The organism is Paenibacillus sp. 01T424 (assembly GCF_056398745.1).
Window position 1 is genome coordinate 1 of the sequence record NZ_JBFTPZ010000064.1, and the last position, 20,655, is coordinate 20,655.

General features: G+C 45.8%; 23 protein-coding genes and 1 riboswitch. Of the genes, 4 read left to right on the plus strand and 19 right to left on the minus strand.

The window, feature by feature from the left end:
• Positions 1 to 429: 429 nt before the first annotated feature.
• The 7 genes from AC1DPK_RS31110 to spoIIR all read right to left on the minus strand — a co-directional run bounded on the left by AC1DPK_RS31110 (position 430) and on the right by spoIIR (position 6,474).
• Positions 430 to 1,677 carry a serine hydroxymethyltransferase gene (locus AC1DPK_RS31110; RefSeq protein WP_339205415.1) on the minus strand — a complete coding sequence of 416 codons (1,248 nt, stop codon included), beginning with the start codon at positions 1,675 to 1,677 and terminating at the stop codon, positions 430 to 432.
• A gap of 98 nt (positions 1,678 to 1,775) precedes the next feature.
• Positions 1,776 to 2,381 carry a TIGR01440 family protein gene (locus AC1DPK_RS31115; protein WP_477512673.1) on the minus strand — a complete coding sequence of 202 codons (606 nt, stop codon included), beginning with the start codon at positions 2,379 to 2,381 and terminating at the stop codon, positions 1,776 to 1,778.
• Positions 2,382 to 2,397: 16 nt separating this feature from the next.
• Complete coding sequence (gene rpiB / locus AC1DPK_RS31120; RefSeq protein WP_076266268.1) at positions 2,398 to 2,856, minus strand: ribose 5-phosphate isomerase B; 459 nt, start codon at positions 2,854 to 2,856, stop codon at positions 2,398 to 2,400.
• Between the two features lie 98 nt (positions 2,857 to 2,954).
• Positions 2,955 to 3,035, minus strand: a riboswitch (ZMP/ZTP riboswitch).
• An 83-nt stretch (positions 3,036 to 3,118) separates the two neighbouring features.
• Positions 3,119 to 3,697, minus strand: coding sequence for a low molecular weight protein arginine phosphatase (locus AC1DPK_RS31125; protein WP_076266269.1), 579 nt, complete (start codon positions 3,695 to 3,697; stop codon positions 3,119 to 3,121).
• Positions 3,698 to 3,839: 142 nt separating this feature from the next.
• Positions 3,840 to 4,400 carry a manganese efflux pump MntP gene (locus AC1DPK_RS31130; protein ID WP_076266270.1) on the minus strand — a complete coding sequence of 187 codons (561 nt, stop codon included), beginning with the start codon at positions 4,398 to 4,400 and terminating at the stop codon, positions 3,840 to 3,842.
• Between the two features lie 123 nt (positions 4,401 to 4,523).
• Entirely contained in the window at positions 4,524 to 5,585 is a 1,062-nt protein-coding gene (locus AC1DPK_RS31135; RefSeq protein WP_477512674.1) for an L-threonylcarbamoyladenylate synthase, read from the minus strand.
• 124 nt (positions 5,586 to 5,709) lie between these two features.
• Complete coding sequence (gene spoIIR, locus AC1DPK_RS31140; RefSeq protein WP_477512675.1) at positions 5,710 to 6,474, minus strand: stage II sporulation protein R; 765 nt, start codon at positions 6,472 to 6,474, stop codon at positions 5,710 to 5,712.
• A gap of 184 nt (positions 6,475 to 6,658) precedes the next feature.
• Between spoIIR and AC1DPK_RS31145 the strand changes: the two genes are divergently transcribed.
• Both AC1DPK_RS31145 and AC1DPK_RS31150 read left to right on the plus strand, forming a co-directional pair.
• Positions 6,659 to 7,531 (plus strand): RNA polymerase sigma-70 factor, encoded by an 873-nt coding sequence (locus AC1DPK_RS31145; protein WP_477512676.1) that lies wholly within the window; start codon positions 6,659 to 6,661, stop codon positions 7,529 to 7,531.
• Between the two features lie 168 nt (positions 7,532 to 7,699).
• Positions 7,700 to 8,137 carry a carboxymuconolactone decarboxylase family protein gene (locus tag AC1DPK_RS31150; protein WP_339205421.1) on the plus strand — a complete coding sequence of 146 codons (438 nt, stop codon included), beginning with the start codon at positions 7,700 to 7,702 and terminating at the stop codon, positions 8,135 to 8,137.
• Positions 8,138 to 8,325: 188 nt separating this feature from the next.
• Here the strand turns inward: AC1DPK_RS31150 and prmC are convergent, their stop codons facing one another.
• From prmC to ychF, 3 genes are all read right to left on the minus strand, one after another.
• On the minus strand, positions 8,326 to 9,276 hold the full coding sequence (prmC, locus tag AC1DPK_RS31155; RefSeq protein ID WP_477512677.1) for a peptide chain release factor N(5)-glutamine methyltransferase: 951 nt from the start codon (positions 9,274 to 9,276) through the stop codon (positions 8,326 to 8,328).
• Positions 9,277 to 9,515: 239 nt separating this feature from the next.
• Positions 9,516 to 10,586 (minus strand): peptide chain release factor 1, encoded by a 1,071-nt coding sequence (gene prfA / locus AC1DPK_RS31160; protein ID WP_076266276.1) that lies wholly within the window; start codon positions 10,584 to 10,586, stop codon positions 9,516 to 9,518.
• Between the two features lie 239 nt (positions 10,587 to 10,825).
• The gene (ychF, locus tag AC1DPK_RS31165; protein ID WP_076266277.1) at positions 10,826 to 11,926 is read right to left on the minus strand and encodes a redox-regulated ATPase YchF; all 1,101 of its coding nucleotides are present in this window, start codon (positions 11,924 to 11,926) and stop codon (positions 10,826 to 10,828) included.
• A gap of 350 nt (positions 11,927 to 12,276) precedes the next feature.
• On the opposite strand from ychF, the gene AC1DPK_RS31170 reads away from it, so the two are divergent.
• On the plus strand, positions 12,277 to 12,420 hold the full coding sequence (locus AC1DPK_RS31170; protein WP_179089742.1) for a hypothetical protein: 144 nt from the start codon (positions 12,277 to 12,279) through the stop codon (positions 12,418 to 12,420).
• Positions 12,421 to 12,513: 93 nt separating this feature from the next.
• On the opposite strand, the gene AC1DPK_RS31175 is transcribed toward AC1DPK_RS31170, so the two are convergent.
• From AC1DPK_RS31175 to AC1DPK_RS31205, 7 genes are all read right to left on the minus strand, one after another.
• Complete coding sequence (locus tag AC1DPK_RS31175) at positions 12,514 to 14,898, minus strand: S-layer homology domain-containing protein (RefSeq protein WP_477512678.1); 2,385 nt, start codon at positions 14,896 to 14,898, stop codon at positions 12,514 to 12,516.
• Positions 14,899 to 15,037: 139 nt separating this feature from the next.
• The gene (locus AC1DPK_RS31180) at positions 15,038 to 16,300 is read right to left on the minus strand and encodes a phospholipid carrier-dependent glycosyltransferase (RefSeq protein WP_477512679.1); all 1,263 of its coding nucleotides are present in this window, start codon (positions 16,298 to 16,300) and stop codon (positions 15,038 to 15,040) included.
• Positions 16,301 to 16,332: 32 nt separating this feature from the next.
• Complete coding sequence (locus AC1DPK_RS31185) at positions 16,333 to 16,677, minus strand: EamA family transporter (protein ID WP_339205425.1); 345 nt, start codon at positions 16,675 to 16,677, stop codon at positions 16,333 to 16,335.
• Positions 16,677 to 17,021, minus strand: a complete 345-nt coding sequence (locus tag AC1DPK_RS31190; RefSeq protein WP_054025487.1) for a DUF2304 domain-containing protein — start codon at positions 17,019 to 17,021, stop codon at positions 16,677 to 16,679. Before AC1DPK_RS31190 ends, AC1DPK_RS31185 begins: the two co-directional genes overlap by 1 nt.
• 51 nt (positions 17,022 to 17,072) lie before the next feature.
• Complete coding sequence (locus tag AC1DPK_RS31195; protein ID WP_477512680.1) at positions 17,073 to 17,855, minus strand: glycosyltransferase family 2 protein; 783 nt, start codon at positions 17,853 to 17,855, stop codon at positions 17,073 to 17,075.
• Positions 17,856 to 18,139: 284 nt separating this feature from the next.
• Positions 18,140 to 18,451: a thioredoxin gene (gene trxA / locus AC1DPK_RS31200; protein WP_054025488.1), complete on the minus strand. Its 312-nt coding sequence runs from the start codon at positions 18,449 to 18,451 to the stop codon at positions 18,140 to 18,142.
• A gap of 73 nt (positions 18,452 to 18,524) precedes the next feature.
• Positions 18,525 to 18,944 carry an RrF2 family transcriptional regulator gene (locus AC1DPK_RS31205; protein WP_076266281.1) on the minus strand — a complete coding sequence of 140 codons (420 nt, stop codon included), beginning with the start codon at positions 18,942 to 18,944 and terminating at the stop codon, positions 18,525 to 18,527.
• A 303-nt stretch (positions 18,945 to 19,247) separates the two neighbouring features.
• Between AC1DPK_RS31205 and AC1DPK_RS31210 the strand changes: the two genes are divergently transcribed.
• Positions 19,248 to 19,457: a hypothetical protein gene (locus AC1DPK_RS31210; protein ID WP_441874673.1), complete on the plus strand. Its 210-nt coding sequence runs from the start codon at positions 19,248 to 19,250 to the stop codon at positions 19,455 to 19,457.
• Between the two features lie 66 nt (positions 19,458 to 19,523).
• On the opposite strand, the gene AC1DPK_RS31215 is transcribed toward AC1DPK_RS31210, so the two are convergent.
• Positions 19,524 to 20,201, minus strand: a complete 678-nt coding sequence (locus tag AC1DPK_RS31215) for a serine/threonine protein kinase (protein WP_477512681.1) — start codon at positions 20,199 to 20,201, stop codon at positions 19,524 to 19,526.
• Positions 20,202 to 20,330: 129 nt separating this feature from the next.
• Complete coding sequence (locus AC1DPK_RS31220) at positions 20,331 to 20,654, minus strand: DMT family transporter (protein ID WP_076266284.1); 324 nt, start codon at positions 20,652 to 20,654, stop codon at positions 20,331 to 20,333.
• Position 20,655 lies beyond the last annotated feature (1 nt).

The following is a 20,655-nucleotide window of genomic DNA, read 5'->3' on the forward strand; positions in this document are numbered from 1 at the left end:
ATTCTGTTGCGTTAATGCTGTACAGCGTTTATTCAGTTAATTATTTTAATAATATTTCACTTTAATTTTTTTACAGTCATTTATTTACAAAAATAGCACTAATACTTAAAAATACAGATTAAATTGAAAATCCTTTATATTTCCATTTTAATTTAAATTACATATATATTCCACGAATATATAACGTGTTTTTTCGGTATTTATACTATAACATAAATAATAACGACCATTATATTTAATTATTATTTTTCGGTCGTGCAAAATGAACGTTTTTTCATTTCAACATTGACGTTTGCTTATTTATTCTAAGCAGCTTCAAACTGTATTATTTTTTTTAGATATATTATTTATGCACGGCATATAATCAAAAAAAGACCTATTCATGCATATGCACAAATAGGTCTTTTTTTATTAATAATATATTTATGATTAGTAAGTCATGCCAGGGTAAAGTGGGTATTGTGCCGTAAGATCACGAACCATGCCGCGCGCTTTGGAGAGCACCTCTTGATCTTGAGGGCTGTTAAGCACAAGTGCAATAACCTCAGCAATAACCTTCATTGCGTTCTCTTCCATGCCGCGAGCTGTCGCTGCAGGTGTACCAATACGAATACCGGATGTTACAAACGGGCTTGTTGGATCAAACGGAATGGCATTTTTGTTAACCGTAATGCCTACTTCATCAAGCACATGTTCTGCTACTTTTCCTGTAATGTTCAGATTGCGTGTGTCGAGCAGCATCAAGTGATTGTCTGTTCCGCCAGATACGATATTAAAGCCTTTTGCAACAAGCTCTTCCGAAAGAACTTTAGCGTTCTTAACAACTTGGGTTGCGTATTGCTTGAATTCAGGTTGAAGCGCCTCGCCGAAAGCTACTGCTTTAGCAGCGATAATATGCATCAAAGGACCGCCTTGCGAGCCTGGGAAAACTGCTTTATCAATCGCAGCAGCCCAAGGTTGGCGACAAAGGATCATACCGCCGCGAGGTCCGCGAAGGGTTTTGTGCGTTGTAGTTGTTACAAAATGCGCATGAGGCACTGGGCTCGGGTGAAGGCCTGCAGCAACCAAACCAGCGATGTGAGCCATATCAACCATAAACAATGCGCCTACATCATTAGCAATTTTGCCAAGCTTCTCGAAATCGATTGTGCGCGGATACGCACTAGCGCCTGCAACGATCAAACGAGGACGGTGCTTGAAAGCAAGCTTGCGAACTTCTTCATAATCAATAGTGAAGGAATCTTCTTGTACACCATATGCAACAAAGTTATAAAGCAATCCAGATGCATTAACAGGGCTGCCGTGTGTCAAATGTCCACCATGTGCTAGATTCATACCAAGCACAGTGTCGCCAGGCTGCAAAGCTGCAAGGTAAACAGCCATGTTCGCTTGTGCGCCGGAGTGTGGTTGCACGTTCGCATGCTCAGCGCCAAAAAGCTCTTTCGCACGGTTGCGGGCAATATCCTCAACGATGTCAACATGCTCACAACCGCCATAGAAACGTTTGCTTGGGTAACCTTCTGCATATTTGTTCGTCAAAACGCTTCCCATAGCTTCCAATACCGCTTCGCTAACGATGTTCTCGGATGCGATAAGCTCGATATTGTCACGTTGACGAGTAAGTTCTAGTCCTAGAGCTTTCAATACTTCTGGGTCTTGTTTGCGCAAATTTTCCATGATTAAATTCCTCCTCAAATTAGATACCCTTTATCAAGCAAAAACGTCTTCGGTGTCCTTTAGACGCTGAAAATCAAAAAATTATGGCTATAAATCAACTATTCGCAAGTTCCAGCAGATTGCTCTACCGTTAGATTCTCGCTAAGCTCGTATACTGCTCGGGAGCCGCCTATTAACTTTGGCCTTGTGATAGCCATCGTGACATGCGCTCCGCCAATTTCACGAATCGTCGGACGAACGGGAACAGCCACCCGCTTCAAATGCATACCGATAAACGTATCACCAATATCGATGCCCGCATGCGCCTGCACCGTTTCCACCAAACAAGGTTCCTTCAGCTGACGATAGGCATAGGCTGCCATGGAACCGCCCGCTTTAGGCACTGGCACTGCACCTACAATATCAAGCCCCAATCGTTCTGCGGAAGCATGATCAATGACAAGCGCGCGATTCAGATGCTCGCAGCATTGATAAACGGGAATAAAGCCAACTTCGCTGCGAACCGCTTCAACGCCTGCGTAAATTTGTGCAGCCGTTTCAATGGTGCCCGAAGTCCCGATGCGATGACCAAGCACCTCACTAGTACTTACACCGATTACTAGCAGCTGACTCATACCAAGCTTGCCTGCCGCTGCCAGTTCCCGAACAATTTGCTCAACCTGTTCTGCAATGCTTCCTAGCTGTACGTTTTCGTCTACGTTCATTGCGAATGCCCCCTAATTAGGACTGGCTGCTGTACTGTTCTTCAATTTGTTTCACTTTACTAACACGACCGACATGACGTTCTCCATTTGAGAACGGCGTTTCAAGCCATATGCGAATAATTTCGAGTGCCACTCCAGGACCGATCACTCGTTCCCCAAGCGCCAAAACATTAGTATCATTATGCTCCCGAGTGGCTTTGGCTGAGAACATATCATTCACAAGCGCACAGCGGATGCCGCGTACTTTATTAGCCGCAATCGACATGCCGATACCTGTTCCACAAATGAGTATACCGCGCTCTGCTTTGCCGCTCGTAACAAGGTCGCATACGGGCAATGCATAGTCCGGATAATCGACGGATTGGTCACAGTTGCAACCAAGATCTTCAATTTCATGACCAAGCGATTGAAGAAACGGTACAACTTCATCCTTCAAACGATAACCTGCATGGTCAGCACCAATAGCAATTTTCAACGCAAAAGACCTCCTTAGAAATGAAACATCACAGTGCTAGTATACCTATTTTTGCCCAAAAAGACGAAAAAAGAGCAAGACATGCTTATTAGCATGCTGCTCTTTGCCCAGGCGACCGGCCGTATATTCCGATGCTCCACCGTGGTTACCCACTTCCGTCGCCAGTTACATCGGAAACCGTATATTGTCATTTTATTATATCTTATACAGCTGCAAAAATCAATCGAACGGGAGCAAAAATGACTTCTGCAACCCTGAATACTTATCTTTTGGCAAGCTTGTCCAGCAGTTTGACGAGCGCGTCCTCTATTTCGTTAGCACTGCTGCTGTATATAGCAAGCGAGCCTCCAAAAGGATCAACGATGTCAAAGCTCGGTATGCGACGCTCCAGCTCAAGCAATCGTCTTCTCTCGCCAGTCGTCAGCTGTTGGCCAAGCGCCTGCTTCATATGAAGCTCTGTATAGAGCTGCTCCAGCTCCTCAATATCCGCGAGCACTTGAGCGTCTTGATTTGCATATTCCTTTAACGTATAGATTTTGTCGACCGCTTCGGGATGCCATTGCAGCAAACCGCGCTTATGATTGACCGTCATTGTCAAAATAATATCAGCCCAACCAACCGCCTCGCTCGTCAGCGCCAGCGACGTGCTCTTATGCTCGATGTCCCGCTGCCTAAGAGTCTCCACAGCATGAGCTGACACAGGCAGTCCATCAATAGTAGATATGCCTGCGGAGCGAACGGCTACGGTGATCCCTCTCAGAGCAGCCATTCGGCGAAGCATAGCCTCTGCCATCGGTGAGCGGCATGTATTGCCTGTACATACAAATAAAATACGTTTCACACTGCCAACTCCTTTTTGCACGTTATTCCAAGCTGTTCAACGATTAAGCGAAAACACCTGCAGCGTTCCTTAGATGCTAAAGCAGCTTTGACTTGAAATTTAAAATAAGACTGCAATATTGTTCTGCTTTCTTACTTATATTCTAAAAGATAAACAAGATGCCGAACACGAACAAAATTCCTCCGCCTATGGCCTCGCCATATTCGCCAAGCTGACCGCTGACTTTACGCCCCAGCATTAAACCACATATCGACATCAGCCCGCCGAGCAGACCGATAAGTAAAACCGTCATCAACATGTTTGCAGCGAACATCCCAAGCGTAATGCCTACTGAGAACGAGTCGATACTGACGCTAAGCGAAAGCACGAGCAAGCCCCAAAAAGATTTATGGTCAAAAGATTGAACCGCCTCGCCGCGCAGCGAGCTATAAATCATATGTCCGCCGAGCAGCACTAGCAAAATGCCTGCCGCAGTCGTGGCTACATCTCCAAGCAAGGAGCCCACGTATTGACCTGTAAAAATACCTGCCAGCGGCATGATCATATGAAACAACGCAGTTACAATGCCCAGCTTCAAAATATCTCGCAGCCTTATGCCTTTGAGCCCTATGCCGAGCCCAAGAGAAAATGCGTCTAGACTGAGTGCCACCGCAATAATAAGCAGCGTCAAAAACTGTCCAGCTTGTAATTGTGCTTCAATCACAGCCTATCTCCCCCATGTCCGCTTGTAGTCTTTACCAAACATATGCGGACATGAGGACAAACATACTAGTGCGGTTTCAAGCTAATTCAGTTTCAAAAATGATCGTTCCCCTTAGAACACTTTCTATACACGAATAATTCGGTTTCCAGCCGCTTTGGCCAACCGATTCATAAGCGCTGCGCCGATCCCATGCTCCGTGCAGCCCTCTGCCCAAATACGCTGAGCGCCTGCCCCGTCAAAATCACGCAATGCGGCATAAAGCTGATGCGCTGCTGTGCCAAGCTCCGCCTCGCTGCCTAATGAGAAAACATGATCTGCATCGTAGCGATTCAATCTCTCTTCGAAAGCAAGTACGCCAGTTACCTCGCCGCGCATCTTTGCAGCTTCTACTTGATCTTGAATGTAAGCTGCGACAGCTTCAAAATGTCCTTGCACAAGCTCAAGCTCCCCTTGTGGCGCATAATGAGTATATTTCATGCCTGGTGATCGCGGAGCCGACTCCGGTTCTTCTATCGAGGCACTATCAATCAACGCATGGGGTGCCGCTTCTTGAAGCGCTTCGCGCGTAATGCCGCCTGGCCGCAAAATACGAATGCCATGCTCGCCAGCAAGCTCAATTACAGTAGATTCCAGGCCGACGCCTGTTGCACCGTCATCAACAAGACCATCGATCCGCCCATCCAGATCCTCCAGCACATGCTCAGCAAGTGTTGGGCTTGGCCTTCCAGAACGATTGGCGCTTGGTGCAGCAATTGGACAATCTGCGATCTCAAGCAGCGCAAGCGCTGTTCTATGATCCGGTATTCGAATACCAACGGTAGACAGTCCAGCCGTTACGAGCGGCGATAACGCATCCTCACGAACGGGCAGTACAATGGTAAGTGGCCCTGGCCAAAACTGTTCCATCAACGATGAAGCCAGCTCCGAATACGGCAGCACCAGCTCATCTAACTGCTTGCGACCCGCAATATGCACAATGAGAGGGTTGTCCGATGGACGTCCCTTTGCGGTGAATATCCGCTCAACCGCCGCCGAGCTGCGAGCATCCGCGCCAAGCCCATAAACCGTCTCCGTAGGGAAAGCAATAATACCGCCTTCTCTTAATTGGCTGGCAGCTTCCGATAATTGTTCGCGCAGCTGAGAATCATGAGCCTGCTTTACGCGCCATACATTTGTTTTAGTCATCTCTATCCTTCAATCCTTGCTCTTAATTGAAATTGTTCATTCATTCGTTATTATAGCATAAGCACCCGCAAACAAGCAGAAACGACAACTGCACCTTTACATTCAAAGGTGCAGCTGTCGTTTCTTATGAAAACAATGATTTAATCCAATTGATAAAAGATTCGATCATTTCCCAAATAAAAAATTTTGCTTCCGGCGCTTCGCCTTGGGAAGGAGTATCTGCTGGAGCTGCTGCTAAGGAAGCTGTCTTAGCCGCTGCACTATTCGATTTCACAACTGATGCTTGCTCTGTCTCTGTTCCAGCTGCTGCTGATGCTTCACCGCTTACAGCATCGATAAAACATAACGGCGGGAACAATACACACCACCAATTTTGTCCGCCGCCTTCACCAAGTGTAATACGAAGGGCTTCATAGTCGCCAGCAGGGTAAACTTGATTGCCGTACATTTTTGTCGGGAACGGTACCATTCCAAGCTCTGCGGATGAGCCATATTCAAAGCCGCGGCTCTTTAGCACTTCTGCTGTAATGCGTTCAATTTCAGGCATATTGGCGAGAATCGTCTGACGTGCTTCCTCAATCGTCTGAGGTCCCGTCACCCAGCTATTCATCGCTTTAACGATTTCATCCCGGACAAGACGTTTCACGACTTGATCAGCAGGATTATCGGAATTGGCTAAAATACGAAGGCGAATGGCTTCCTGCGGAATTTCTCCGCCTGCAACCGCAGCATCCATTTGCTGAGCTTCCCAGCTCATAATTAAAATGATAAGTGCAAAAATAATAAAACCATATGATTTGCGATAAACAAATTTATTAGACTTACCCGAATTAGAATGAGCGGATTTAGAAATATTGGAATAGGAATGAATAGAATAATGGCTGGACATATAACACAAGCTCCTCTCGTCGCACCCGTCAGTGCGTCTGCTTGCGTTCCGGAACGTATCTATCCGTCATTATGTCCGTTATGCTTAATATATAAACCTATCAATCTATCTATTATTTATCTTATCGCAGACGCTCTTCTAGCAAGTTATACTATTTTCAATAAATGAGAAGGATGGATGAAGAATGGATTTCCAAAATACTTATGCAGCGTATCGACCGCTGCTCCATTCCATTGCTTATCGGATGCTTGGCACATTCAGCGAGGCCGAGGATTTGGTCCAGGATGTGTTTGCAGACTACAGCCTTTTGGACCCTAGTGAAATTAAAAATGAGAAGGCCTATCTCGTTCGAATGCTCACTAACCGCTCGATCAATCTCAGCCAATCCGCTCGCAAAAGAAAAGAAGTATATGTTGGACAGTGGCTGCCCGAACCAGACGTCAGCACCGTAAAACAAGACCCTGCTGAAATTTATGCGGAGCATGAAGAGATTTCCTACGCGCTGCTTGTCATGCTTGAGCAGCTCACAGCCGTTGAGCGGGCTGTGTTTATTTTAAGAGAATCGCTTCAGTACGATTATGAGGATATTGCTTCATGCTTACATAAAACGACAGCAAACTGTCGTAAAATATACAGCCGAGCCAAAGAGAAACTTCAGGAAGATAGGTCGATGCTACCCATGAACACGGATAAAGCCGAGACCCTCACTGTTGCCTTCATGGAAGCAGCTTCCTCTGGAAATTTCGAGAAATTGATTTCTCTTTTGTCCGAAGAAGCGATTCTTGTCTCCGATGGAGGAGGCAAGGTACGTGCAGCTATTTTCGCTATTATTAGCAGAGAAAGAGTCATCGCCTTTTTGAAGGGTGTTATTCCGAAGACCTTCTTGGGAGATGGCCATCAATTCGCTGACGTGAACGGACAAGCTGGTGTCGTCGTTAACCAAGCCGGTATGCCAAGAAGTGTGATCAGCTTTCGGCTCGATGAGGAAGGGCAGAAGGTTGAGCGGATTTATGTCATCTTGAACCCTGATAAGCTGAAGCATGTTCGGATCGAATGACCATTTGAAAATTTACGAACCGCCAATCGCTAACACAGGATGACTAAAGCATGACTAAACAAAGACGACTAAATAAAAAAAATTTTCAGCCTTCTGTCACAACCGATAACTGTGTTTTGTCTTAGAGGATGAAAGCAAATAATTAGAACATAGAGGAGAATGAGGAACATGACAGAAAGAGTCCAAATAGCAAAAGAAATACCTGCTGCATATCAGGCAATGAGCGGATTGGAAAAATACCTAGGCACTACGAGCATCGACAAGCAGCTGCTAGAATTGATTAAAATTCGCGCATCGCAAATAAATGGCTGTGCTTTCTGCATTAATATGCACACAAAAGACGCTAGAAGCTTGGGCGAGACTGAGCAGCGTATTTATGCATTGAGCGCTTGGCGCGATACGCCTTACTTTACGAAAGAGGAGCGAGCGGTACTCGCTTTGACGGAGGCTGTCACAGTCATTACGAAGGAGCATGTACCCGATGCGGTATATGAAGAAGTTGCCCGATATTTCGAGAGCAAACAAGTCGGCGAGATTATTATGGCTATTATTACGATCAACGGGTGGAACCGTCTTGCGATAAGCACCGGTATGATGCCGGAATAAGTGTGAGCGGATAAAATCGGAGAAAAAGCGCTAAGTGATGGGTTACAGCGAAAAAAATCTAGAAAATAGATTTATTTTACTGAGCCCAGTCAGGCTGCTGCTTGAAAATGGCTGCTTTAAATGAAATAGAGGCTTTCCCGAAGTAGATTAATCTACTTTTGGGGAAGCCTCTTTTGCTGCAAGCGAAGTTAACTCCTCGTTGCAATGACATGGCGCTCGATTCCAGCGTAGTCACTGATGATTCGAATGTCGTCCCATTGGGACATTTCGCGCATCATGTCGGCAACGATGCGAGGCTGGCCCATGCCGAGCTCGAATGCGACGATGCGAGGCATCTGCGCGAGCAGCGGAAGCTGCTCCAGCATGCGCCGGTACGGGATCAACCCGTCCGGCCCGCCTTCCAGCGCGAGATGCGGCTCATAGTCGCGAACTTCGCGCTGCAGCTYTAACATATCCGCCGCCGGTATATACGGCGGATTGGATACAAGCACGTCGATGCGAAGCTCGCCGTGCTGCAGTTCACCCTGCTCATGCCCATGTACAAATGGCATGAGCAGGTCGCCCTGCACGAATGTCAACCGATCCGCCGCCTCATGGCGGATCGCGTTCGTGCGGGCGACTGCCAGCGCGTCCGGCGATAGATCGGACGCGCATACGCGCCATGCGTGACGCTGCGAAGCTAGCGTCACGGCGATGGCGCCGCTGCCTGTGCCGACGTCGACAATCGTCGGCGGCTGCATATCCCCTGCAATCAGCGCAGGGGGCCAAATAAGATCAGCTGCTTCAAGCACAGCCTCGACGAGCAGCTCTGTTTCCGGACGCGGAATGAGCACAGCAGGCGAGACTGTAAATGGCCGCCCATAAAACCATTGCTCACCTATAATATATTGAACAGGCTCCCCAGCAGCCTTACGACGTATGAGGCCTTCCCATTCTGCTAACCGCTCTGCAGGAAATAAATCACTGCCATCACGCAGCAATGCCGCTCGATCCATATTCAGCAAATGCATGAGCAGAAGCTCTGCATTGTTGCGCGGCTCTTCCACCGCTTCCGATTGCAAAATCGCTGTCGCTTGCATGCAAGCTTGCCGCAATGTTAATGGCGCAACAAACCATTGCTCCTCCGAATGCTTGCTCATCCCTGCATCGCCCTTCCCACTTTAAAGTAACTTCCTTCTCCTTCATGCAGCAACTATAGCCACTCTTTTGCTATTACTGCCTCACAGCTAACAGCACATTCGACTATAATTCACTGCCATGCCCGATCTATTTATGTGCTCCACACGACCACTTGCCTTGCCTTCGCTTCCCCAAACGGAACAAAACGCCAGACCACTGATTGCTTATTGTAAGCAACCAGCGACCCAGCGCAAATTTGTTAAGCCATTTCACGTTCCATAAGATCAGCTTGCTCTGCGATCGTCAGGGAGGAAATAACCTCTGTCAAATCGCCGTTCATCACTGAATCCAGCTTATGAAGCGTTAATCCGATACGGTGATCCGTTACACGGCTTTGCGGGAAATTGTATGTGCGAATACGTTCGCTGCGATCTCCCGTTCCAACCTTGCTCTTACGCTCGCCCGCATACTTTGCTTCTTCCTCTTGACGGCGAACATCAGAGATACGTGCACGAAGCACGGCAAGTGCCTTCGCTTTGTTCTCATTCTGTGATTTGCCATCTTGGCAAGTCGCCATAATGCCGGTTGGAACGTGCAATACACGTACCGCGGATTTCGTCGTATTAACGGATTGACCGCCCGCTCCACTGGAACAGAACGTATCCACGCGAATATCCTTGTCGAAAATTTCAATCTCCACATCCTCAACCTCAGGCATAACAGCTACCGTAGATGTTGATGTATGAATACGGCCGCCTGATTCCGTTACTGGAATCCGTTGTACGCGATGAGCGCCGCTTTCGAATTTCATCTTGCTGTACGCGCCTTTGCCCGTAATCATAAAGATTACCTCTTTAAATCCGCCAACGTCGTTCTCACTGAAATCCATTAGCTCTACACGCCAGCCTTGTGCATCAGCAAACTTTGTATACATACGATATAACTCATATGCGAACAATGCTGCTTCGTCTCCGCCAGCCGCACCACGAATTTCGACAATAACGTTCTTGTCATCATTAGGGTCCTTCGGCAATAGAACGATACGAATTTGCTCATCAAGCTCAGCTTGGCGTTTGCTCAATTCGTCGATTTCCATTTTAACCATTTCACGCATTTCGTCATCGAGTTTCTCAGCTTGCATCAGCTTAGCGTCGTCCAGCTGCTCGGTAACTTGTTTATATTCCGTAAAGGCATCATATGCCTCTTGTAAATCCGACTGCTCCTTGGAAAGCTCTCTAAGCCGCTTGGGATCACTGGATACATCTGGATCACACAATAGCTCACTCAGCTTCTCATACCGGTCTGCGAGTGCTTGTAAACGGTCAAACACGATCATTCACCTCTGTTTATTCCATTAGGATAATGTTCATTATACCATATCATCGAGTTTCTATCGACTGCTGGTTTCGATTTACAGCCAGCTAATCATGCCCATTTTTACGAACCGCTTCAATCTTCATATGCCAGGCAACCGCCATTGGTTACTGAGCATCCAGCATGAATCCTGATTGCAACAAAACCCTGTAAGCGCAAAGCTGCACTTACAGGGCTCTATTATTCCCCTAATATTTACACGTTAAAACGGAAATGGATAACATCGCCATCACGAACGACATATTCTTTGCCCTCAAGACGAACTTGCCCCTTCTCACGAGCCGCTACCATCGAACCCGCAGCTGCAAGATCTGTAAAGGAAACAACCTCAGCACGAATGAATCCACGTTCGAAATCGGTATGAATAACGCCAGCCGCCTGCGGCGCTTTTGTTCCACTGCGAATCGTCCATGCGCGAACCTCTTGTACACCGGCTGTAAAGTAAGTGTATAGGCCAAGAAGCTTGTAAGCTGCACTGATCAAACGGTTCAAGCCCGACTCCGACATGCCAAGCTCCTCAAGGAACATTTCTTTGTCTTCGCCTTCAAGCTCAGCAATCTCAGCTTCAACCTTCGCGCTGATTGGCACAACTTCAGCACCTTCAGCAGCTGCGAATTCGCGTACTTTTTGTACGTACTCATTGCCGTCTGAATTTGAAACCTCGTCTTCGCTCACGTTAGCGGCATACAATACCGTCTTCATTGTCAGCAAATGCAAATCACGAACAAGCAGCTTCTCATCATCGCTCAGCTCAAGGCTGCGAGCAGGCTTATCGTTGTACAACGCTTCCTTGATGCGTTCAAGCACTTCGATTTCTTGAGCAACTTTTTTGTCTCCGCCCTTAAGGTTTTTACGGGAGCGTTCAATCTTTTTATCAACCGAATCAATATCCGCCAAAATAAGCTCCAAATTAATCGTTTGAATATCGCTAATTGGATCAACCTTGCCAGATACATGAGTAATGTTATCATCTTGGAAGCAGCGAACCACATGAACAATGGCGTCTACCTCACGGATATGCGCCAAAAATTTATTGCCCAATCCTTCGCCTTTGCTTGCACCAGCAACCAAGCCGGCAATATCGACAAACTCAAACGCTGTAGGCACGATGCTCTTAGGAACAACGAGCTCAACCAGCTTGTCCAAACGCTCATCCGGTACTTCAACAACACCAACGTTAGGATCTATTGTACAAAAAGGATAATTGGCAGATTCTGCTCCTGCTTGCGTTATTGCGTTAAACAATGTTGATTTGCCGACGTTGGGCAAACCTACTATTCCTGCTTTCAATGCCATGCTATAAGACACCCCTATTTTCCCGAAAGTAAACAACTCCAGCTATTATACCCCAGCGTCACCTACTTTGAAAGTGCCATCCGTCAAGCCTAAACGGCATTTGATGGCTTCCTTGGCAAATGAAGACGGTTTTCTGAACAATAAAAGCATTGTAAGTTGTGAAAACCTATAAAACCTGTATTTGAACAGACGTTTGTTTTTAACCCGTTTTATACCCCTAAACGATATTGTATTTGTGCCTCGCCGCAAGATAGTCACTTCTGAGAATGATAAGCCGCGCTGCGGAAATACTATGTTGGCGCTGGCTTAAGCTGTGCACACAAGCATCTAAAATTTGAGGAGGCAAGCTTATGGAAAATCAGACTCATAAGGGCAATTACAAAGGAACGACGAATATGAAAGCCAAAAATCAAGATATGGCATTCGTAAATGATACCATTGAGGATACGAAATCAGTAACAAATTTTACCTCGAAAAAGAAGAAAACGGATTAAAGGATAACTTCCGAGCCCTTATCTATAAAAAACCTGGGTTCTGCAAGCGTATCATCCACTTGTAGAATCCAGGTTTCTTGTATTAAGAATACATTACATCCGAAGCGGCGCTTCTTGCAGCTCTGCGCGCGATTGAAGATAACGGAAAAACGCTACCGATGCTTCGCCTCGCGTCACTTGTTTCTTAGGCAAAAACTTGCCATCCGATAAGCTCATAATTTTGAGACCTACAACAATGGCTGCCTGCCCCTTATTCTGGATCAGATCCGAGTCTTTAAACGAGACTTTAAAAATATGATCGTAATTCGCAAGCGCATTATAACCAAGTGCTCGCACGATCAGCTCCGCCATCTCATCACGGGATACTTTACCGCTAGGGTTAAAGGAGCCATCCCCAACATCTATCAAATTTTGTTCCAATGCACTTTCAACATAAACGAAATAACTGGAATCAGCAGCTACATCATTAAATGAGGCTTTACCACCAAGCTGATTACTGAAGGACATCGAGAGCGGCGATACTCCGCTGCTGCGCGCTAGCACCAGCATTTTAATCAGCTCTCCGCGTGTAACCGCCTCATTAGGACGCACAAGACCATCTTTCACATCAAGCGCTTTGTATGCAACCATTAGTTCAAGCTGACGCTGTGCAAAGTGTCCATCAATATCCTTAGCCTTTGGCTTCTCGAGCTGTGTGACATCACCTGTTTCCCGATTTCGCCAGCCGCCCGTCACTGCATCGAGGAACACCGACTCATCCATAAGCTTAGGCACTAATTGGTAAACTAGTTCTGCTTCTGTCTTTCTATCCACTTCGTCGCCTCTTATTTCACCTGAAGCAATCATCAGTTTATATTTCTCAATTGGAATAGGCTGCCCGTTCCATGTGAAGCTTTGCACAAGCCGATACGTAAGCTGTGTTCGGTAATAATTCAGCCAGCTGTCAACTGCCTGCTCCTTCTTAATCAAGGCAGGAGCCTCAGCTGGATATTCAAAGTTCGACAAATTAGCATCGTAATTTACAACTTCCCTAGTGCTTGAATGTATCGACAAGTTAATGTTGTCATATTCAACCACTGCGCCATAGATTTTGTGTACAAAATTGAAATAGTATTGACTAGGTTGCCCTGCGACAATTCCCTCATATTGCTTCGGATCAGGTTTGACCAGATATAGCTCATCCGTTAGCCATGGCAAACGTTTCTTAATTGCCTCTACCGCTGCTGTAGTCGCTTGCTCTAGCGTCACCTTTGTCCCGCCTGATTGACTTTGTTCGTTATACATATACGTATTGAAATGGCGAACCTCTCCAGTGCGACCGTTAACGGAAGCTGAAGCTGAGCCCACTTCCTTGCCATCCTTTTTCACTGTCCAATTCAGCTGCCAATAAGCTTCGGTTTCACCTGTGCTCTCATCGCTATTTTCACTGTAGTTGGAACCATTCAGCTCCACCCCTGCCGGCAGCGCAAAAGCAGCTTTTACCGCATCTATCGCTTGCTTCTCGGTAACTGCCCCTGCCTTCGGCTTTTCGCCTAAAGGTTTCTCGGATATAGGTGTTTCCGATATCGTTCCCGCTCTAAAATAACTGTCTCTCGACTGATCCTTTAGCTGGCCAGTCACCGCATCGATCGATATAGGCTGAAGCTCATAACTAAGCAAAGGTTTCCTTTTCCCCTGCATATTGTAAGGCACGATATAAGCTAACAGTGGAGCTGCTGCTGCTCGCAGCTTTTCATTTGCCTCTGCTGCAGACAGCTTTGCATCTACTTTCGGGAAAATAATTGTATCATCCCACTGCAAGGAAAATCTTCGGACATGCCCCTCACTATCCACTTCAAGCTCTATGTAGTTATCTACATAGGGTATGTCATTCACCAACCGATCATAACGAATGGAATGCACAACCTCACCCGTTAGCGGTGGACGCAGTTGAACACCATAATCAGGATTGTACTGAATTTGTCCTTTATAATCAGCTGCGATTTTATCTATGAATTGGAGCGCAATCTGCTGAGCGGCATCACGTTCAACCTTAAGCGGATACGTTGGTTTGGCAGATGGGTTATCGGTATAAGAGTTGAACTCCAGAAGCTGACCTTTATCCGCATGAATACGAACGTAGATGCTTCCCAAGTGCTTGCCGTTCACCTTTTTCACGAAATCCAGTCCCCAAGCATTGCGTTTGCCGCTAGCCATCACTTCCATATTAAGACTAGCCCCTTGGAGGACATACTCCTTCGGAATGCTTACATACTGCCTCGCTAGTGCTTCCGCTTTCTCTTTCGTTATTGCTACATCAACTGGAGCTGCAAATCCTTCTTTCATGATGTCTCCTTCCGACGATGGCACGGCATTTGCTGCTGCATTCGTCACTGCTGGCTTGTTTGAGCTTTCAGCAAATGCCGTTGCTGGCAACATACTCATAAGCATCGCTGTTGATAGCACTACCGCAAGCCTCTTTCGATGATTGATCCTCACTGCTTCACCCTCCAATGCTTTTCCAATTTATTCATAAATTAGACGCGCCATACATTGCGGAAGTTGCACAATAAGCGAAAAAAGACTGCCCAAGGCGCTTGTCCTTTAGGCAGTCTTTTACAATATACAGTTAAAGCTGCTACGCCGTTTTTCTACGTTCAATATATGCCCATATTTTTTGCAAAATATAAATACCGAGCCAAGAGAACAATATAATAAACAGGGGCATAACGGTAAAGTTATATCGATATTCCGGTACGAACACTAGTCTAATCATCGTCATGACGAAGATGACCACCGCCAGCATGGCTGCAGGATGTCTCCATCTCCATATAAGCGCAAGCAGAGGAATAATCGTGCTGTATATAATCAGTACATGTAAGTATGCTACCTTCGGATAGGCATGGTACATAGGAGAATGACCTGAGCCGAAGAACATATGCGTATAAGTATATTTAAGCTTTCCTACCGTATACCATTTTACATATTTCCAGGTTTGCTGCGTGAAGCCGGCCTTGATGCGCGCCCATGCAACCTCATCCTGCGTCAATCCCGTTGGATCAACGATCTTGTCAGTATAATCTTTATTCGGATAAGTACCCGCTTTGAACGGATTGGACTGAGAAGCAGTCAATACAAATTCATTTAATGAAACGACATTTCTTATCCACCAAGGAAGCATCGTAGCCGATAAGCATAGTCCAGTAATAACACCCATTAATAGAACTTTTTTGAAAATAGCCCATTTGGATATAACCTCGGTCTGCACACCCGGTTTTTTCTTGAACCATTTCTGCAGCAAAAACACTCCGTACAAAGGAACAAAAATCGGTAAAAATTCAGCCCTAACAAGTACTGTCAGGCCTAACAAGATACCCGCTAACGCAGCATCGCGCTTTCGTTCGGTACGAAAGGCATATAACTGCATAGACAGATAGGCCATTAAGAGAAATAATGCGAGCGTTTCTGTGAGAACTGCTCCATTTGCCCAAATGAAGGGATGATAAATTGCACTAATAAAAAACGCTACAATTGCCACCCATTTGTTTCTTGTTGCCTGCATCGCAATCATATAAATGATAATGAGTGTAGCCATGCTAATTAACACCTGTACCCAGCGAATAAGAGGGAACGGCTCTACGCCGATTTGATCAGCCACCAGATACATACCCGTCATGAACAGTGGATAACCCGGTGTTACCCTTGCATTTGGAACCTCTTCCTTGTAGGCGTAAATGCCTTCATCAAGCAACCGGTGCACCATCTCATCGTAATACTTCGAATCATGTGAAATGTTATGTTTGACCGATGTAAGAAAATCAACCCTCAGCCACAAGGCAAGCATAAAAATAAGAACGATCGCTATCGTCCATGCTTTGTTTTTCCTAACCCATTCCACCACGTAAATTGATCCTCCCCAATGTTGAAAGCGGCTTATTTCCAAGCGAGTACAATTACACCCGCCAAAATAATAGCTGCGCCTATCCAGCGCTGCAGCGGTACCGATTCGTTAAATATAAATACAGCTGCAACCAGCGCTATTACATAAGCCAAGCTTTGCAGCGGATAGGCAAGGCTAAGCGGCAGCTTCTTGAGTACGTACAACCAAAGAACGGTAGCAATTCCGTACAAAACAAGTCCTGACCATATATGAGGCGACCACAATAACGATACCCATGTGTCGCCTTTCGCCGTATCCATTTTGTTCATTCCTGTTTTCCACAATAACTGGCCAGAAACAAGCAGCAAAATATTAAGAAACAATATGATATATGCCATTATGAATCCGACCTTTTGCGCTCATGCAGCTCGTGATGTAAAATTCCAAGCTCTTGTGTAAGACGAATAACCTTCTCCGACAATTTGGATACAATGACTGTAAGATGCAAAATAAGCATAATACAAAATAAAATTCCGACTAGAAAAAGCAATGCCGGCGCATAAGCGATACCAATCGCGTGGGCCAGCGTATCAATAATCTGGACGCGTACAGACAATATCAGCATCACTACACCAAACAACAGCCAGAGCATTGAATACTGCTCACGGAGCAATCTCCGGTTAATCAACATAATCAGCACGAACAAAAAAACCACACTTGTGATAATCCACAAGGCTTGCATGGTGTATCCTCCTTAAAGTTTGCAGAGCAAACTCTCATCGTAAACATTTTTCTAAGATTGAACCTTGACTGGCTTCGTTGCTTTCAAGCTGCGAATGAATAGCGACAATGTTACCTTAACCATATAATAAACCGAACGCATCGCATTTATTGATGACGTACCGCCTGTACGTGCTTCCATCACGACAGCTACCTCGCTTGTACGCAATCCGCTGCGATGAATGAGCACGATGGAATCCACTTCTGGATAGTCTGTCGCATAATCGCTTTGGAATACAGCAATCGCACGTTTATTTGCAGCGCGGAACCCTGAGGTAACGTCCAGCACACGCTTGCGTGTCATTGCAGTAACAATAGTAGATAAAATCTTGATACCGACTCTGCGCGTTGCAGAGGACAAGAAGCCGGTTTGTTCAATAAAACGTGAACCAATCGCCAAATCCGCTTTCCCGCTAAGCACGGGGTCCAAAATCAAATGAAGCTGCTCCGCCTTATGCTGACCGTCGCCATCCACTTGAACGGCAACATCATAGTCATAGCGGTGGGCATAACGATATCCCGTCTGCATAGCTCCGCCGATGCCCAAATTGGTCGGAAGTGTAATAACAGAAGCACCATTCGCTTCAGCTACTTCACGTGTACGGTCTTTGGAGCCATCATTAATGACCAGAATATGAGCAGATGGGCAATGTGTCTTCACATCATGTATCACATGGCTTATGCTGTGCTCTTCATTATAAGCCGGAATAATGATCAAAATTTTTGAAGATGTCATACCTTGCCGCAGGGACTCTCCGGTAACCGTTTTGTCCTTTTTCGTACTGACTGCGTTCACTACATCACCACTCCATAAATCAAAGTTAGGGCACGCTGCTGCGTACAATTATTTTTAATTCTACTAACTAAATTAGTATAAAGCAACAGATAAGGTTGGTATAAACGCTTATTATTTCCTTAACATTTGCTTAATTAGGTCGAATTTTACATTCACACTTAGTACCTTTTATACCAATATTATCTTACTGAAAATAAGAGTTTCCAGAAAAAAAATATCGCCTGACACCAGTTGCTCACTGATACCAGACGATATTAAGACGGTTATTTATTACAAAATGTTGCTTACATTTGGCCGGAAATTTTTGCTTTCAAAGCATCTTTGGATTGTACGCCAACCATTTTGTCAACGGGTTGACCGTCTTTGAACAAAATCAATGTTGGGATACTCATAACGCCGAATTGTGAAGCAAGTTCTGGCTGCTCATCAACGTTAATTTTAGCAATTACTGCTTGGCCTTCCAGCTCAGCGGAAAGCTCCTCAACGATTGGTAGCTGCATTTTGCAAGGTCCACACCAAGGTGCCCAAAAATCTACAAGAGAAACGCCGTTTTGAATGGACTCGTTAAAGTTTTCTTTCGTCAATGCTACTGCCATTTCAATCATCCTCTCCAAACAATGTGTATGATAAAGGGAATACCCGTCTCACCGTTAAATGAAACATCATTTGCTAACCGCATGCGTGAATTTGCTTCAACACATCCTGAATCGTAATCGCGCTAAAATGACTTTCCAACTGCTTCTCCGCTGTACAAAATATGCCGAACATCACTTGATTCATATTCGACCCAACAACACAATCCATCTCTGGGTTGCCCGAGCACCAGCTCGGAATTAGCGAGCCTTGTGCCATCACGCGATAGATATCGGCAAGTGTTACCACATTAGGGTCAATCGTCAGCCTATAGCCGCCTCCTGAGCCTTCACGGGTATCTACATATCCACTGCGGCGCAAACCACCCATTACCTTGCGAACACGAGCAGAATGTGTGCCGACATTCTCGGCGATCATATCACTGCTAGCCATTCTTTCCGGTAAATAAGCCAAGTAAACGAGACTGTGTACGGCAATCGTAAATTCGCTGTTCACTGTTTAAGGGCCTCCCTGCTTTATACTGTAATTTTATCCGTTACAGTTAAGTTTGTCAATAGGTCAGGTCGCCATCTCGCTTTCTTAGGATACGGCAGGAGCAATCACGTTATTCCCCAACAGATTTTGGATTAACGGCAAATGTTTTTTTGGGTTTTCTGTCATGTTTGAAGGCTTCTGCTGAATAAATATGAAAGGTGCATCCTTAATTGATTTGAACGTATAAGAAGACATTCAAATCCAATGGGCACATGGCTTCCTACACTAGTTTTACATTGTAAAACTTTAAGGAGGTGACGCATAATGGCGTTATTTTGGAATCGATGGATAGTCATTCGTACGGAAGGGGGTTCTAGATCGGAGCTCATAGACCGATTGGAAGCTCATTTCAAAACAAATGGTTTGAAAACCAAAATCACCATTGAGGGCAATTCCTTGAAACGGATTCATGTGCTTAAAAAGGATGCCGATCTCGCCAAGACGCTGCTGGACGCGTTTGACGAGGAGCATTAAGATGTGCGGCAAAGCTTTGCCAAGCAGCGGCACCCTTGCAGGGCAGCCGCTGCTTGTGCTGCTTCCCTAGGACGAGCGTCCCACTACGGATGAATTCCTCATAAAACGATAGCCCTTACGGACGCCGTTCAGCACCCATTCGGGAACCGGAATCGGTTTTTTGGATAGAAAAGGCATGTAAATACGATTGTAGGCTTTCTTCAAATCATCCCACATCGTGCACGGCTCTTCCTTCAAAAAATCTGAAATATCAAGCACGATGCCTCTTCCATCCTTAATCATTACATTTTTTCCATGCACATCATGCGGGAACAAACCACGGGATCTTGCATACTCCAGCGCTAGATCAATATCTTCTATCGCCTTTTTTGGTATTGCTGCTCCATCAATGATGCACTGATATAAGGTCTTTCCCTTTAATCGCTTTAAAATCAAATAATAATGGCCTTTATGTTCTCCGGCATGATAACAAGTTGAAAAGGCAGGATGCGTGCCAATTCGCCGGTAAACCTCGCATTCACTCTCCCAGCCGTCGCGGCCTGGCGCATAAACCTTCACAGCTATATCCGAATAATCCTGATGTGTAAATACGCCTGCGTAATTGCCCGCCCCAAGCAGTCTCCAACCTCGCGGCGTCTCCGCTACCCGGATTGGATTTGTGGGGTCAACGCTATCAAGCACAAGCTCCGAGAGCAATGACTGCTCCATAAGAGCAATAAACGTATTCAGCTGCTTCTCCTCCATAGTAAGTACTCCTCTTCTCCCTATCTACATACATGCTTTCCTTTCATTGTAAGACCAGCAGCTGCAAAAATAAAGACCGCACCAAAAAGCTTTACAGCCCTTTTGCACGGTCTCGCTTCAAACTTGATCCTAATGGCCTCCACTTACTACTTTCAGTCCGATAACGCCTGAGATAATCATAGAGAGAAACAACATCTTGCGCCAATTTCTCGACTCTCCAAAAATGACCATACCCAGCACTACGCTGCCTATCGAGCCGATTCCGGTCCATATCCCATATGCCGTACTAATTGGAATCGTCTGTAACGCTTTAGATAAGAAGAAAAAGCTCACGAAACCAGCGCCAATCGCCCCTACCGTTCCCTTCCAGCGTTTAAAGCCATCAGAGAGCTTCATGAAAGTAACGCCGGCGACCTCACCGAAGCCTGATATGATTAAAAATACCCATGCCATT

Excerpts from the sequence above, each read along its gene's own strand:
- AC1DPK_RS31110 (WP_339205415.1), bottom strand. The coding sequence starts at position 1,677 with ATGGAAAATTTGCGCAAACAAGACCCAGAAGTATTGAAAGCTCTAGGA.
- AC1DPK_RS31115 (WP_477512673.1), bottom strand. The coding sequence starts at position 2,381 with ATGAACGTAGACGAAAACGTACAGCTAGGAAGCATTGCAGAACAGGTT.
- AC1DPK_RS31135 (WP_477512674.1), bottom strand. The coding sequence starts at position 5,585 with ATGACTAAAACAAATGTATGGCGCGTAAAGCAGGCTCATGATTCTCAG.
- spoIIR (WP_477512675.1), bottom strand. The coding sequence starts at position 6,474 with ATGTCCAGCCATTATTCTATTCATTCCTATTCCAATATTTCTAAATCC.
- AC1DPK_RS31145 (WP_477512676.1), top strand. The coding sequence starts at position 6,659 with ATGGATTTCCAAAATACTTATGCAGCGTATCGACCGCTGCTCCATTCC.
- AC1DPK_RS31150 (WP_339205421.1), top strand. The coding sequence starts at position 7,700 with ATGACAGAAAGAGTCCAAATAGCAAAAGAAATACCTGCTGCATATCAG.
- ychF (WP_076266277.1), bottom strand. The coding sequence starts at position 11,926 with ATGGCATTGAAAGCAGGAATAGTAGGTTTGCCCAACGTCGGCAAATCA.
- AC1DPK_RS31170 (WP_179089742.1), top strand. The coding sequence starts at position 12,277 with ATGGAAAATCAGACTCATAAGGGCAATTACAAAGGAACGACGAATATG.
- AC1DPK_RS31185 (WP_339205425.1), bottom strand. The coding sequence starts at position 16,677 with ATGGCATATATCATATTGTTTCTTAATATTTTGCTGCTTGTTTCTGGC.
- AC1DPK_RS31190 (WP_054025487.1), bottom strand. The coding sequence starts at position 17,021 with ATGCAAGCCTTGTGGATTATCACAAGTGTGGTTTTTTTGTTCGTGCTG.
- trxA (WP_054025488.1), bottom strand. The coding sequence starts at position 18,451 with ATGGCAGTAGCATTGACGAAAGAAAACTTTAACGAGTCCATTCAAAAC.
- AC1DPK_RS31210 (WP_441874673.1), top strand. The coding sequence starts at position 19,248 with ATGGCGTTATTTTGGAATCGATGGATAGTCATTCGTACGGAAGGGGGT.
- AC1DPK_RS31215 (WP_477512681.1), bottom strand. The coding sequence starts at position 20,201 with ATGGAGGAGAAGCAGCTGAATACGTTTATTGCTCTTATGGAGCAGTCA.
- AC1DPK_RS31220 (WP_076266284.1), bottom strand. The coding sequence starts at position 20,654 with ATGGCATGGGTATTTTTAATCATATCAGGCTTCGGTGAGGTCGCCGGC.